Here is a 13,690-nt window from a genome sequence, read left to right as displayed (position 1 = left end):
AATCAGCTTGAAGCGTGACGACCGCGTCGTCGACGAGGCGACCAAGCAGAAGCGGCATCTGCGGCAGGGCGTCATCGGCGCGATCGTGGTCGTGCTCGGCTTGGCCGCCGCCGGCGCGCTGTACGTGATCCCGTTCGGCAAGCACACCTACACCGCGGAACTGTCCGAGGCGCAGTCGGTGAAGGCGGGCGACGACGTGCGCGTGGCCGGTATCTCCGTCGGCGAGGTCAAGTCCCTGGAACTGAAGCCGGACAAGGTCGTCATGCGCTTCACGGTGAAATCCGATGTGTTCCTGGGGGATCAGACCTCCCTCGACATCCGCATGCTCACCATCGTCGGCGGCCACTACGTGGCGGTGTTCCCGGCGGGCAGCAAGCCACTCGGTTCGGCGGCCATTCCCGCGGACCGGGTGCGCCTGCCGTACAGCCTGATCGAGACCTTCCAGGACGCGGCCACCCCGCTGGCCAAGATCGACGGCTCCACGCTGAACCAGAACCTGGCGGCGCTGGGCAATTCGATCGACGGTGCGCCCGACACCCTGCGCACCACGCTGCGCACGGTCGGCACCTACGTGGACGCGCTGGAGAAGCAGCGCGGCCAGGTGTCGAACGCGGTGTCGGTGGCCGACGAGTACGTGCGCATGTACGACGGCGCGAAGCAGGACCTGGGCCGGCTGATGGACAATGCCAACCTGCTGGTCACCGTGCTCGACGACAAGCATTCGGAGATGGCGGAGGCGATCCGCCTGCTCAGTGACGTGCTCGGCCGCCTGGGCGGCTTGCAGCCGACCTGGTCGGATCTGAAGCCGCAGCTGACCGATGCCATCACCCGGCTCGAGCAGCTCGGCCAGAAGTTCGAGCCGACGCTGAACGCCGCGCAGGACTTGCAGAAGAAGCTGTCGGACTTGGTGATTCCGGACGGCGGCGTCACCGTCGACCACTCGCAGCAGACGGTGACTCTCCCCGCGCAGCCGCAGGTGTGCGTTCCGGTGCCCGGGAAGGACTGCTGATGTTCAAGCGGATGCTCGGCTCGCAGGCGCTCATGTCGGTCGCGGGCGCGATGGTCGTGGTGCTGCTGGCCGTGGTCGGCTACTTCGTCTGGTTCGACCCGATGAAGAAGACGGTGGCCTACTGCGCAGTCATGCCCGACGCGGTCGGCCTGTACGCGGGCAACAAGGTGACCATGCGCGGAATCCCGGTCGGCACCGTCGATTCCGTCGACTCCGACGGCACCAAGGTGAAGGTGAAGTTCTCCGTCGACGCGAAGTACCCGGTGTACGCCGACGCCGCGGCCACCACCGTCTCGGATTCCATTGTGGCCGATCGCAATCTGGCGGTGCTCAACGGCGGCAAGAACCTGGCGCACTGGGATTCGTCGAAGTGCATCACCAAATCCCTGACACCCAAGAGCATTACGGAGACCCTGACCGCGCTGGCCGACCTGTCCTCGCAGTTGCAGCAGGCGCAGGCCCCGGACGCGCTGGCGCACGGGCTGTCCGGGCTGGACGCGGCCACTCAGGGCACGGGCCCGCAGATCAACGAGATCGTCAAGAAGCTGGGTTCGGCGCTGGCGCAACCGGATGCCGACATCGGCCATCTGGCGGGCATCTTCGACGCCTTCGCCTCGGTGGGCGAGAAGGTCGAGCAGCACTGGGGCGATCTGCGCTCCATGCTGCTGCGCCTGGGCCCGGCGTTGAACAATGCCAGCGCCGAATTGCTCGTTCCCGGTGCGCAACTCATCGATCGACTGGGTGAGTTGCTGCCCATGCTGAACGATCTGGCCACCATCGCCGGTGACCCGATCATGCGCGCCCTCGACGACACGCTGCCGCTGGTGCGCCTGCTGCGCGCCAATGTCGGCTCGCTCTCGGAGGTGGTGCGCAAGATGCCGGTGCTGACCAATGCCGCCCAGAACGTGATGGGCAACGGCGTCACCTACGGTTCGCCGCGGGCGGCGCTCCCGGCCCCGCAGTCCGAGCAGGTCTGCGCCGCCCTCAACGCGGTCACCCCCGGCAGCTGCACCGACGCCGCCAACGGCATGGTCAACGTCCCGCTGGTGCCCCTGGTGCTCGGAATGGCAGGTGCGCGATGAGAATCGGACGCTGGAACTTCCAGCTCGACACCGAGGCCGCCGGTCGCCTCGGGACCGTGGTGGGGACGGCCCCGTCACGCCGTCGGTTGGAGCGCGTCGGCGCGGCCGTCCTGGCGGCGGGGCTGCTGGCCGGAGTGGGCGGTTGCGCCTTCGATCCGGCGGCGGTGCCGGTGCCGGGGACCGGCGTCTCGGGTTCGACCTATCGCATCCACATCGAGTTCGGCAATGTGCTGAACCTGCCCGCCAAGGCGAAGGTCATCGCCAATGGCGCGCAGGTCGGCACGGTCGACGGTGTGCGCGTGGTGGATTCGGCGCACGCGGGCGGGCGCGGCGGGTACGTCGTGGTCGACGCCGAGGTCTCCTCGAAGGTCCAGTTGCCGACGAATACGGTGGCCGAGTTGCGGCAGAACACCGTGCTCGGCGACATCCACCTGGCCCTGAGCACGCCGCCGGACGGCTTCGGCACGCTGCTGAAGGACGGCGGCACCATCACCCAGGACCACACCCGGCCGCCGGTGCAGCTCGAGGACACCATGGCCGCGCTGGCCGCGTTCACCCAGGGCGGGGCGGTGAACCAGTTGCAGGACATCATCAATCACTTCAATGCCGTGTTGCCGCAGGATCCGAACGAGACCAAGCGGATCGCGCAGAACGCCGCCGGGAACGCGGTGGATCTGGCCGCGAACCTGGATCAGGTCGACAAGCTGCTCAACGGTCTGGGCGTGAACGCCCAGGTGCTGCACGATCGCGCGGACTTCCTGGACCACCAGCTGAGCCAGGAGTCGGTGGACGCCATGACCGGTGTCACCAATTCCATCAAGGGCGTCACCCAGATCTTCGCGGTGCTCGGGCAACTCGGGCAGTCGCTGGTGTGGCTGGCCCCGCTGGCCACCGCGCTGGATCCGGTGACGCAGTCCTTCGCGCCGCTGGCGCTGTCGGGCAAGCCGCTGGATCTGTCGGTGCCCTCGAACCTGTCGCTGCTGGTCTCGCTGTTGCGCGACAAGCTGATTCCCTTCGTCGAGAACGGCCCGAAGGTGAATGTGACCGGCATCCACGCGGATTCGGTGTCCCGCGACGATCAGGTCACCACCATGCTGTCCGGGCTGCGCATGATCGGAGCGGTGCGATGAAGTGGGGTTCGGTGGCGTCGCTGGGCGGCATCGCGGTGGTCACCGTGGTGGGTGCGAGCTATCTGACCTTCGGGGTGGTGCGGGCGGATCCGTTCGCGCACCACACCGACGCGTCACTGGTGATGGCGAATTCCGGTGGCCTGAGCGTGGGTTCGCCGATCCTGCTCACCGGCATGCGGGTCGGGAAGATCACCTCGGTGGACTCCACCGCGCGCGGCGTGGAGGTGGGCTTCCGCATCGACGGCGACCGGAGACTGCCGACCGACTCCGACATCACCATCGAGCAGCTCTCCGCGCTGGGCGAGCCGTTCGTGGAGTTCCGGCCCCGCACCGCGGGCGGTCCGTATATCGAGGACGGCCAGCGGCTCGACGCCGCGGCGGTGAAGTCGCCGTTGTCGATTCCCGAGGTGTCGCGACTGGTCAACAAGATCATGAACCAGCTCGATCCCACGGTGGCCGCCTCGCTCGCGAGCACGCTGAGCGCCGCCTTCCACGACACCGATTCGGCCATGCCGAATCTGACCCGCGCAGGCGACCTGCTGGCCGCGGCCATTCTGAGCCGCGAGCCCAAGATTGCCCAGCTACTCAACAGCTTCCAGGCCGCGGCCTCGAATATGGAAGGCATGGGTGCGGCGACCGCGGCTGCCGCACCGGCATTCGTGCAGTTCGAGCAGTCGCTCGAGCAGCTCATCAATGCGGTCGGTAGACTCGTCGAGCGTGTCCCCGGTCCCCAGGCATATGTGGATGGCAACGGACTGGCACCCTTCCTGGCCGGGCTGACCGAATGGTTGCGGCAGGCCGGGCCCGAATTGAAGACCCTCGCACCCCAATTGCAGCCGCTCGCCGACGCGGCGCGCACGGCGGGGCCGCACATCGATATCAGCAGCTTGATCTCGCAGGCGCTCGCGTCCACCGGTGACGGTGCCGTGCGTGTGCAGGTCGAGGTGAAGTAGCAGTTCCAGCAAGGAGAAGACCCCCATGTCCCAGGACGCCGATACGAAGACTCCGGTCGAGCCGGACACCACGCCCGTGGCGCCGGCCGCCGGTAAGACGGTGTCGCTGAAGGTCTCGACGCTGGTGACCGCGGTCGCGGCGGCGGTGCTGATCGCCGCGCTGGTGACCGTCACGGTGCTGTGGCAGTCCGCCCGCGGCGACGTGCGCGCGCACGACACCCGCGCGGCCGACGACCAGCACGCCGCGGAAATCGCCTCCGAGTACGCCATGGGCGCGGCCAACCTCAACTACGCCGACTTCAATGCCTGGACCGCGCGGCTCAAGGCCAACACCACCCCGGCGCTGGCGGGCAAGTTCGACGCCACTTCCTCCAAGCTGCAGGAGATCCTGGTCCCGCTGAAGTGGACCTCGAGCCCGACCCTGCTGAGCTCGCAGGTGATCAACCGCGACAACGGCCTGTACAAGGTCAACGTCTATCTGAACGTGAACTCCACCAACGCCCAGAACCCCGACGGCGTGCTGACCACCGTGTACTACACGGTCAATGTCGACCCGAGCGACTGGAAGGTCACCGAGGTCGGCGGCATCGACCTGCCGCTGCCCAAGCAGTAGTCGTCGGTCGCGCGAGCGGTCACGCGGTCCGGCGTAGCTCGTCCGCCAGCCGGACCGCCAGCGCCACGATGGTCAGCGTCGGATTGGCGTGGCCGTTGGTCGGGAACACCGAACTGCCCGCGATGTACAGGTTCTCCATGCCGTGCACCCGGCAGTCGCCGTCCACCACGCCGGTGCGCGGGTCGGCGGACATGCGGGTGGCGCCGGTGGGGTGCGCCCAGTCGGTGAGCCGGGCGGGGAGCGGACTGGCCTCGCGCACCCATTCGTCCAGCGCGGGCGGGGTGTAGCCGAGCCGGGCGAACTCCCCGGCCACCAGGGCGGCGGCGCGGCGCACGGTGGTGTCCTCCTGGGCGCTGGTCTTCCAGTCGATGCGCGGATGCGGCAGCCCGAGCTCATCGACGGTGTCGCTCAGGCTGATCCGGCTGTCCGGGTCGGGCCGCTGCTCGACCATGCAGCGCAGTTCCACCTGTTCGAGCTTGTGCGGCAGGCCGGTGTGGTCGATCAGCCGGCGTTTGGCCCCCGACAGCAGCAGGCCGGGATTGCTGGCGACGGTGCGCGCGTCGTGCAGGTTCATGTGGCCGCGCAGCAGGTTCTTCACCGACTCCCAGGGGTCGTCCTCGGCGGGCACCTCCTGAATCCACAAGGCGCAGTTGAGGAGTCCCTCGTCGGCCTGGATCGCGGGGGAGAGCGCCAGCCCGTGCAGGAACGTGTTTTTGCCGCCGCGAGTTTTCACGACGTATTTGCCGAATCGATCCCGCGCGGCCGCCGAGGTGCGCGGGTCGAGCATGCCGACCACGCCGCAGCGATGGTCCAGCAGATACCGCCCGACCACATCGTGTCGATTGCCGATTCCGTTGGGTACGACGCGATTCGAGGCGAGGAGCAGTCGCGCGTTCTCGATTCCGCCGGTGGCGAGCACAATGCGGGTGGCGTGCACACTGCGTTCGTGCCCGGCCGAATCCGCGACGCGCAATCCCAGTACTCGTGTGCCCTCGGGATCGGTGTCGATATGGGTCACCGTCGCATTCAACAGAATTCGACTATTGCTCGCGGTGATCTCCGCGGCGTGCGGCCCGAATCGCTTGGAGTCGAAGGGATCCGCTGGGTCCTTGCTGATCTGCCAGAAGTAGGGACGCAGCCAGCGCCGGTCCACCTCCTGGTGCGGCGGATGCCGATCGGCGAGTTCCCAGAACCGGTCGCCGGTGAAGCCGGCCCCGTAGCCCAGGCCCAGGTGCGCGGCCGCCCGGTCCAGATACGGTTCCACCTCGGACAATCCGATCGGCCAGCCGGAAAACGGGACCCAGGGGCGGGCCGTGAAATCGAGTTCGTCGAGTGGAGCGCAGCGTCCGCTCCAGGTGTGTGAACTGCCGCCGAGAATGCGATTGCGCGCATTCCGATACGGCTGGGCCCGCGCCGCTCCCACATTCTCTATGTCATTGAGCGCATCGCGTTCGGGGGTGAGTTCGAGGCCGCCGCTTTCGAGTACCAGGACCCGCAGCGAACTTCCCGCGAGTTCCGCGGCCAGAGTCAGACCGGCCGGTCCGGAACCGATGATGCACACGTCGGCCGCCAGCTCGCTGTCCCGTACGGCACTGAGGTCGTCGATATGCACCGGAAATCCTCCCGCACCCGCATCCACCCCCGAGAGGACGCGCTTCCCTTTGCCCGGACCTCATCGTAACCGCTCAATTGCGTGGCCGGGGCGCATCTTTCGGGGTCAGCATCCGCGCTGCAGAAATGCCCGCACATAACCGGCGGACTGCCGTACATACATCCACGACCAGAACAACAGACCCGAATCACTGGGGCTGGCAACCATGGTGATCTGTCCGGAAAAGCACTTTTCGACGATGTAGCGCGCTCGCGACACGTGCGGGGTGTAGGTCACCACGATGATGTGCTGCCAGTGCCCCGCCTGGGCGCGCCGCCGGATCTCGCGAGCCTCGCCCTGGGTGGTCCACGGGTCCGGCACGAAGCACGACACCCGGAAGGTGAATCCGCCGTCGCAGTAGCGGTCCATCACCGTGTCGTTCTGTCCGGTGGACCGCGAGATCAGCAGTTCCGGCGCGTACCCCTGCCGCGCGAGTTCCAGCCCCAGGTCGTAGCGCGCGTACGCGGTCCCGCCCAGCACCACGATGGCGTCGGCCGGACGCAGCGGATCGACCTGCGGGTGCACGAACACCGGCAGTCCCGCGAACGCGAGACCGGTGATCAGCGCCGCCACCAGGGCGACGGAGAGGGCGACCCTCCGGAGACCAGTCACGCCCTCGACGGTACCGATCGCCGGCCTCCCCGCCCGGAACGCCCCGATCGTGCAGACTGGGGGCAGTCACGTGAACGGATCACCCAGGCACACAACGTGTGTCATCCGGGAACGAGAGGAGTCCGGCATGGATCTGGGCCTGCACTACTGGAACTTTTCGACCCCCGCCGAGCCCGCGCTGATCGCGCCCACCCTGGCGCGCACCGCCCGCATCGCCGACGAAGCCGGGTTCGCGCAGTTCTCGGTCATGGACCACTACTTCCAGATGGAGCACACCGCCGCCCACGACGAACCGATGCTGGAGGGCTACACCACCCTCGGCTACGTGGCCGCGGTGACCGAGCGGATGCGGCTCGGCGTCCTGGTGACCGGCGTGATGTACCGGTATCCCGGCCTGCTGGCCAAGATCGTCACCACCCTGGACGTGCTCTCCGGCGGCCGAGCCGAACTCGGCATCGGCGCGTCCTGGTACGAGCGCGAGCAGCGCGCCCTCGGCGTGCCGGTGGTCCCGGTCGGCGAGCGGTTCGAACGGCTCGAGGAGACGCTGCGCATCTGCCTGCAGATGTGGGGTCCCGACAACGGGCCGTTCAAGGGCGAGCACTACGAGCTGGCCGAGACCGTCTGCGTGCCCGCGCCGCTGTCGCGGCCGCATCCGCCGATCCTCATCGGCGGCGGTGGCGAGAAGAAGACGCTGCTGCTGGTCGCCCGCTACGCCGACGCCTGCAACCTGTTCGCGAGTTCGGTCGAGGACGTCGCGCACAAGCTGGAGGTGCTGCGTGGGCACTGCGCCGCCGAGGGCCGCGATTACGACGCGATCCGCAAGACCGCGCTCTATGTCGCCCCGATCGCGCTCACCGATCCCGACCAGGTGCTGCGCGCCGCCGAACAGCTGGCCGGGCTGGGCATCACCCAGCTGGATTTCATGCCCGATCGCGAGCCCGTCGCCTACGCCACCGAGTTCGCCGAGCGGCTGCTGCCGCGGCTGTCCGCCATCTGATTCCGGATTACCCGCCGGGGGTTCGGTATCATCGCGCGCGCTTGGCTTTACCACTTGGAGGACACCGTGCCCGCGAATCCCACCGCCGCCGAACTGCTGGCGACCGTCGAAGCCTCACCGCAGGCGGTCGGCGCGCACGACAAGGCCGCCTGGGTGGGCCTTTTCGCCGACGACGGCAGCGTCGAGGACCCGGTCGGCTCGCGCCCGCACGTGGGCCGCGCCGCCATCGAGCGCTTCTACGACACCTTCATCGGACCCAACGGCATCGCCTTCGACGTCACCAATGACGTGGTGTGCGGCATGACGGTCTTCCGCGATCTGAGCATCGCCACCACCATGTCGACCGGGGTCACCCTGCACGTGCCCATGCACCTGCGCTACGACCTGGCCGAGGTGGACGGCGCGCTGAAAATCCGTCGCCTGCGCGCACATTGGGAACTGGCGGGCATGATCGGCCAGCTCATGGGATCGGGCACCAAGGGACTGCTGGCCGGGGCCAAACTGGGCCCGCAGCTGCTGGGGAACCAGGGCCTGGGCGGCGCGATGGGCTTCATGTCCGGGCTGCGCGGCGTGGGCGCGCCCGGCAAGCAGGCGGCCGAGCGGCTGCTGGACGCGGTCTCGCGTGGCGATTCGGCCAGTGCCCGTGCGGTTCTGGCCCCGGTGCCGCGCCTGGAGTGGGGTGTCGACGGCGCGATGTCGCTGGAGGACTTCGCCACCCGGGTCAAGGGCGTGCGCTGGGACAAGGCCCTCGCCGCCGGTCATTCGGTGACGGTGTCGGTGGACACCCGCGAGGGCCGTGGCATCGCCGAATTCGACTTCACCGAGCGCGGCCTGCGCATCGAGTCCGCGCGAATCTTCGTGTCGGCGGCCTGATTCCGGCCCCTCCGGGACGGGTCAGTCCCGGAGTCCGGCGATCTCGGCCAGGGGGTTCTTCCCACTGAACGTAGTGCCGCCGGCCGCGCCGACCACCTTCCCGTGGACGCTGATCAACCACTGTCCGCACACACAGCGGTGGTACTGCACACCGCGGTGGGAGGAGACGGCGGCGGGCGAGGGCCAAGCGCAGGACGGGCATTCGGCGATCATCTGCACATCCTGCGCGTGCGAGCGGCACATGACCATGATCGACACGCGCCAATCCGGCAAATTGATGGCGTTTCTTGCACGACTCGCCGTGCATGATTTGCCAATGGGCGCATCGCAACTCGAGCCGGGCTGTCTGACAAGCCCTGTGGTCAGACCATTTTGCCCTTGCGCACGGCGGTCGGCGTTGCCCCCCACCAGCGCTGACAGCAGCGGGTGAACACCGACTGCTCGGCCAGCCCCAACAGCGAGGCCACCTGGCTCATCGGCATGTCGGTGGTGGTCAGGTAGCGCCGGGCCTCGGCGCGCCGCACCTCGTCCAGGATCGTCGCGAAGCTGGTGCCCTCGGCGGTGAGCCGCCGCTGCAGCGTGCGCGGGTGGACGGTGAGCAGCCGTGCCACGGTGTCGATCTCGGGCGCGGCCGTGCCCAGCAGCTTCTGCAGCGCGGTGCGCACCCGCGGCGCGATGGCGGCCGCCTCGTCGCCGGACTGCTGGGCCAGGAAGGCCAGGGCCAGCCGGTGCAGGTTCTCGTCGCCGCCGGTGAGCACGCGGTCGGCCAGGCTGACCGGGACCCGCAACAGCGCGGCCGGGCGCTCGATACGCACCGGCGCGCCGAAGAAGTCCTCGTACGCCTGGATCGGGGCGGCGGGCCGATAGGGCAGTTCCACCGACCGCAGCCCGTAGCGGTCCTCGACGAGCCGTTGAATCGTCCTGTGCACGAACGTCAATCCGAGATCGCAGCCCTGCACCGGCACCGGCAGGCCGGGCGCGCTGACGCCGTAGCGCAGGGCGATGACGCCGCGGTCGCCGTACGGGTCGGGTTCCATGGTCAGGCTCAGCGAGCGGGCGTGCACGAACAGGTAGCGCGAGGTGCACTCCAGCACCGCGGCCAGGGTGGTGGCATTGCGGATGGCCAGGGCCAGCGGGCCCAGCATGTCCAGGTCCTGCCGCCGGGCCATGCGCAGGCCCAGATCCGGGCAGTCCAGCTGATGGGCGGCGAGCTCGAGCAGCGCGGCCACGGCCTGGTCGGGGACCAGCAGATCGTCGGTGTCGAGGGCGGCGACCGGCAGGCCGCAGGCGAGCGCCAGCTCCTCGGCGTTCCCGCCCAGCTCGGCCACGGTGGCGCGGAATCCGCGCAGGCCCGCGGATCTGATCACCGACATGTCGTCCAGGATCAAATAGTTGTCGCGTAGTGTCAAGAAACCGAATCCCGAGCCCAACAGACTGGAAGTCATGAACGCCGCGCAGACCCCCGCTGAACACCTCGACGTCGTCATCGTCGGAGCCGGGCTTTCCGGCATCGGCGCGGCGTACCGGCTCCAGACCGAGCAGCCCGGCCGCAGCTACGCCGTCCTCGAGGCGCGCGACGCGCTCGGCGGCACCTGGGACCTGTTCCGCTACCCGGGCATCCGCTCCGACAGCGACATGTTCACCCTCGGCTACCCGTTCAAGCCCTGGCGCGACGCCCAGTCCATCGCCGACGGGCCGTCGATCCTGCGCTACATCACCGAGACCGCGGCCGAGAACGGCATCGACCGGCACATCCGGTTCGGCACCAAAGTCGTTGCCGCCGAATGGAACAGCGGCGAGTCCCGCTGGACCCTGACGCTGGAGCAGCGCACCGGCGACCAGGTGGAGCACCGCACCCTCACCTGCGGCTTCCTGTACTCCTGCTCCGGCTACTACAACTACGACCAGGGCCACAACCCGGTGTTCCCCGGCATCGACGACTTCGCCGGCACCGTGGTGCACCCCCAGTTCTGGCCCGAGGACCTGGATTACGCGGGCAAGCGGGTAGTGGTCATCGGCAGTGGCGCGACCGCGGTCACCCTGGTCCCGGCCATGGCCGAGCAGGCCGAACTGGTGACCATGCTGCAGCGCAGCCCCACCTGGATCTCCGCGGTCCCCGGCCGCGACAAGGTGGCCGACCGGATCCGCGAACTGCTGCCCGCCGATCTGGCCCACCGGCTCATCCGCACCAAGAACATCCTGTTCAACATCGGCTTCTACCAGTACTGCCGCCGCCGGCCCGAGGCCGCGAAGAAGCTGCTCACCGGGCTCACCACCCGGATCCTGAAGGACGAGGCCCTGGTCGCCGAGCACTTCACCCCCGACTACAACCCGTGGGACCAGCGCCTGTGCGCGGTGCCCAACGCCGACTTCTTCAAGGCCATGCGCAAGGGTCAGGCCGAGGTGGTCACCGATCACATCGAAACCTTTGTGCCCGAAGGTATCCGGCTGAAGTCCGGCAAGGTGATCGAGGCCGATGTGGTGGTCACGGCCACCGGCCTGCAGCTGCTCGCCTTCGGCGGCATCGACCTGGTGGTCGACGGGACCCCGGTCGCGCTGTCGGAGCAGTTCGTCTGGCAGGGCACCATGCTCACCGGGGTGCCCAACTTCGCGGTCTGCATCGGCTACACCAACGCCTCCTGGACGCTGCGCGCCGACCTCACCTCGCGCCTGGTGTGCAAGGTGCTCGGCTACATGGAACGCAACGGCTACACCGCGGTGGTCCCGGAGCCGGACCGCGCGCTGCGCGAACGGCCGCTGCTGGATCTCGCGTCCGGTTACGTCCAGCGATCGATCGGCGATTTCCCGCGCCAGGGCGACCGCAATCCGTGGACGGTCCGTCAGAACTATCTGCTCGACACCGCGACCGTCATGCGCACGGATCTGAGCAAAACCCTGCGTCCGGTGGCCGCCAAGGAGTTGCAGCGGGTGTGACGCTGGTCTCACCGGCATCACCGGGTGCGAAGTTCGCGTCCGGCCGGTGGGCTTCCCCTACCCGTGCGATTCTGTGTGGCATCCGAACGCGGGGTAGGGGAACTCGAGGGGGAGCAGCGATGGGTACGGAGAGCGGATTTCTGCTGCCCGCACCGGGATTCGAGCCGCCGTTGCCGTCGTCGCGGCGGCCGGGCGGTGGGGCGCCGGGGTGCCGGGCGCGGGTGGGCTCCGAATCGGCGGTGCGGGCTTCGCGCCCGGCCGGTCTGCAACGGGTTTTGCGGTCTTCGCACCCTGCGAATTCCGGGCGGAGTGACGAACGCAACACCGGCGCAGGGCAATTCGCCCGAACCGCCCTACGATCGGCGCTCGAGGTGTTGGATGGTCGGCGGCCGCCGGGGCAGTTGGCCCCGCTCGCGGAACCCGCGGTCGTGGCCGCGGTGCGCACCCTCGCGGGCGGGCGCGGACTACCCGGGCGTGAGCTCGGGACCGCCACCCTCACCAGGGTCGATGTGATCATGACCGGGACCGCCGGCGGCGAGGTTTGCGCGGCCTACGATCGGGGCGGGCGGCATTTCGCGCTCGCGGCACGCATTGTCCGCGGTCGTTCCGGGTGGCGCTTGGCCGCATTCCGGGTGTGCTGAAGACCGGAGGGTCTCAGCGGTAATAGCTGAATTGTCTGGTGGCACCGAATTCGATTCGCGCCTGGTTTGAATCCTGCATCCCGCGGGATTAGCATTTCGGCGAATAGCGGCACCTACACGTGGAAGGGCAGTCCATGGCGAAGAAAGTCACCGTAACTCTGGTTGACGACTACGACGGCGAATCGAAGGCCGACGAGACCGTCTTTTTCTCGATCGACGGCAACGACTTCGAGATCGATCTGTCGAACAAGAACGCCGGTAAGCTGCGGGAAGCCCTGGAGCCGTGGTCGGAGAAGGCCCGCAAGGTGGGTCGTTCCAAGCGCAAGGTGGCCGCCGGCGGCCGTACCCGTCCTGCGGTGGACCGCGAGGAGAGCACCGCGATCCGGGAATGGGCGCGGGCGCAGGGTCATCAGGTTTCCTCGCGTGGTCGTATCCCGGCCGAGATCGTCGAGGCTTACCAGCGCGCCAAGAATTAGCCAGCGCAAATCCGAGCGCGGGAAATTCGGCGGGCTGATGGGCCGGTTGGCAGCGGCTTCTGACATATCGGGCCAAAACTGACAAATCAGGCCATTAGCTCTCCTGGATTTCTCGCGACAATCGGCGCCGTCGCTATGCGCGGCGACCGCACGGCCACCACCCCGGTCGAAAGTGAACAACAGGTGTCAGGGAGAATGCTTCCGAACAGAAGCAACCTGAGTTCTAGGGGTGATCGTTGTGGGCGAGACCGGTATCGAGCCCGAAAGCACCGGCATGTACGTCGATCGGGACGGTGACATGTGGGAAAAGCGGGATGACGGCTGGCATCTGATGCTGCAGCGCGGGGTGGCGGTGGACCCGGCCTCGTTCTGGGACTGGACCGAGGGCCACGTCCGCGACTACGCCCCGTTCCTCCAGGTACTCGCTGCCCGTTGAGGGCCTTCCTCGCACGCTAGCCCGGCGCCAACGCGCCGCTGAGATGGTCGTAGGCCACCTGCGCGTGCAATCGCACTCCGATGACGAACGTGTCGTCGTCGGCGTAGAAGTGCGGATACCCGATGTAGCCCTTGGGATATGGCGTGACGTGGAAGCCGAACGCCATGGTCGGGGTGCTCGTGGAGGTGTTGCCGCCAGCGCACCACCTGAGCGGCCACCGCGGCCGCGCGCGTATCGAGATCTCCGTAGAGGTCGCTCATCGGGGCCGAGGCTACTACTGTGG

16 protein-coding genes are annotated in these 13,690 nt (G+C 68.2%); 11 read left to right on the top strand and 5 right to left on the bottom strand.

All coding sequences use genetic code 11. The features are described 5' to 3' along the window. Positions 1-7: 7 nt before the first annotated feature. From ACWEOI_RS29405 to ACWEOI_RS29385, 5 genes are read left to right on the top strand one after another with little or no spacing between them, the layout of a single operon-like run. On the top strand, positions 8-1,009 hold the full coding sequence (locus ACWEOI_RS29405; RefSeq protein WP_452361675.1) for an MlaD family protein: 1,002 nt from the start codon (positions 8-10) through the stop codon (positions 1,007-1,009). After that, a complete protein-coding gene (locus tag ACWEOI_RS29400) occupies positions 1,009-2,091 on the top strand; it encodes an MlaD family protein (protein ID WP_452361674.1) in 1,083 nt (360 codons plus the stop codon). The genes ACWEOI_RS29405 and ACWEOI_RS29400 overlap by 1 nt, the downstream gene beginning before the upstream one ends. Further along, the gene (locus ACWEOI_RS29395; protein ID WP_452361673.1) at positions 2,088-3,221 is read left to right on the top strand and encodes an MlaD family protein; all 1,134 of its coding nucleotides are present in this window, start codon (positions 2,088-2,090) and stop codon (positions 3,219-3,221) included. The genes ACWEOI_RS29400 and ACWEOI_RS29395 overlap by 4 nt, the downstream gene beginning before the upstream one ends. After that, a complete protein-coding gene (locus ACWEOI_RS29390) occupies positions 3,218-4,174 on the top strand; it encodes an MlaD family protein (protein WP_452361672.1) in 957 nt (318 codons plus the stop codon). Before ACWEOI_RS29395 ends, ACWEOI_RS29390 begins: the two co-directional genes overlap by 4 nt. A gap of 25 nt (positions 4,175-4,199) precedes the next feature. After that, positions 4,200-4,787 (top strand): hypothetical protein, encoded by a 588-nt coding sequence (locus tag ACWEOI_RS29385; RefSeq protein WP_452361671.1) that lies wholly within the window; start codon positions 4,200-4,202, stop codon positions 4,785-4,787. Between the two features lie 19 nt (positions 4,788-4,806). Here ACWEOI_RS29385 and ACWEOI_RS29380 read toward each other — a convergent pair whose 3' ends face one another. Further along, positions 4,807-6,399 (bottom strand): GMC oxidoreductase, encoded by a 1,593-nt coding sequence (locus ACWEOI_RS29380; RefSeq protein ID WP_433671174.1) that lies wholly within the window; start codon positions 6,397-6,399, stop codon positions 4,807-4,809. 105 nt (positions 6,400-6,504) lie between these two features. Then, on the bottom strand, positions 6,505-7,050 hold the full coding sequence (locus ACWEOI_RS29375) for a YdcF family protein (protein WP_452361670.1): 546 nt from the start codon (positions 7,048-7,050) through the stop codon (positions 6,505-6,507). 127 nt (positions 7,051-7,177) lie between these two features. Between ACWEOI_RS29375 and ACWEOI_RS29370 the strand changes: the two genes are divergently transcribed. Continuing rightward, positions 7,178-8,047, top strand: a complete 870-nt coding sequence (locus tag ACWEOI_RS29370; protein WP_452361669.1) for an LLM class F420-dependent oxidoreductase — start codon at positions 7,178-7,180, stop codon at positions 8,045-8,047. A gap of 66 nt (positions 8,048-8,113) precedes the next feature. Next, positions 8,114-8,920, top strand: a complete 807-nt coding sequence (locus tag ACWEOI_RS29365; RefSeq protein WP_433671179.1) for a nuclear transport factor 2 family protein — start codon at positions 8,114-8,116, stop codon at positions 8,918-8,920. A 21-nt stretch (positions 8,921-8,941) separates the two neighbouring features. On the opposite strand, the gene ACWEOI_RS29360 is transcribed toward ACWEOI_RS29365, so the two are convergent. Together ACWEOI_RS29360 and ACWEOI_RS29355 are read right to left on the bottom strand one after the other, a co-directional pair. Next, positions 8,942-9,169 carry a hypothetical protein gene (locus ACWEOI_RS29360; protein WP_379272707.1) on the bottom strand — a complete coding sequence of 76 codons (228 nt, stop codon included), beginning with the start codon at positions 9,167-9,169 and terminating at the stop codon, positions 8,942-8,944. Positions 9,170-9,282: 113 nt separating this feature from the next. Further along, positions 9,283-10,293, bottom strand: coding sequence for an AraC family transcriptional regulator (locus ACWEOI_RS29355; RefSeq protein ID WP_452361668.1), 1,011 nt, complete (start codon positions 10,291-10,293; stop codon positions 9,283-9,285). 70 nt (positions 10,294-10,363) lie between these two features. Here ACWEOI_RS29355 and ACWEOI_RS29350 point away from each other — a divergent pair, with 70 nt between their 5' ends. The 4 genes from ACWEOI_RS29350 to ACWEOI_RS29335 all read left to right on the top strand — a co-directional run bounded on the left by ACWEOI_RS29350 (position 10,364) and on the right by ACWEOI_RS29335 (position 13,407). Then, positions 10,364-11,854, top strand: coding sequence for an NAD(P)-binding protein (locus ACWEOI_RS29350; RefSeq protein ID WP_433671182.1), 1,491 nt, complete (start codon positions 10,364-10,366; stop codon positions 11,852-11,854). A 119-nt stretch (positions 11,855-11,973) separates the two neighbouring features. Next, positions 11,974-12,495, top strand: a complete 522-nt coding sequence (locus ACWEOI_RS29345) for an Rv3235 family protein (RefSeq protein WP_452361667.1) — start codon at positions 11,974-11,976, stop codon at positions 12,493-12,495. 134 nt (positions 12,496-12,629) lie between these two features. Beyond that, positions 12,630-12,971, top strand: a complete 342-nt coding sequence (locus tag ACWEOI_RS29340; protein WP_213561466.1) for a histone-like nucleoid-structuring protein Lsr2 — start codon at positions 12,630-12,632, stop codon at positions 12,969-12,971. Between the two features lie 238 nt (positions 12,972-13,209). Beyond that, positions 13,210-13,407 carry a hypothetical protein gene (locus tag ACWEOI_RS29335; RefSeq protein WP_357095852.1) on the top strand — a complete coding sequence of 66 codons (198 nt, stop codon included), beginning with the start codon at positions 13,210-13,212 and terminating at the stop codon, positions 13,405-13,407. A 16-nt stretch (positions 13,408-13,423) separates the two neighbouring features. On the opposite strand, the gene ACWEOI_RS29330 is transcribed toward ACWEOI_RS29335, so the two are convergent. Further along, positions 13,424-13,573: a hypothetical protein gene (locus ACWEOI_RS29330; protein WP_452361666.1), complete on the bottom strand. Its 150-nt coding sequence runs from the start codon at positions 13,571-13,573 to the stop codon at positions 13,424-13,426. Between the last annotated feature and the right edge of the window lie 117 nt (positions 13,574-13,690).

This window comes from Nocardia sp. NPDC004340 (assembly GCF_053602575.1).
This window is presented reverse-complemented; position numbering and strand designations above follow the sequence as displayed.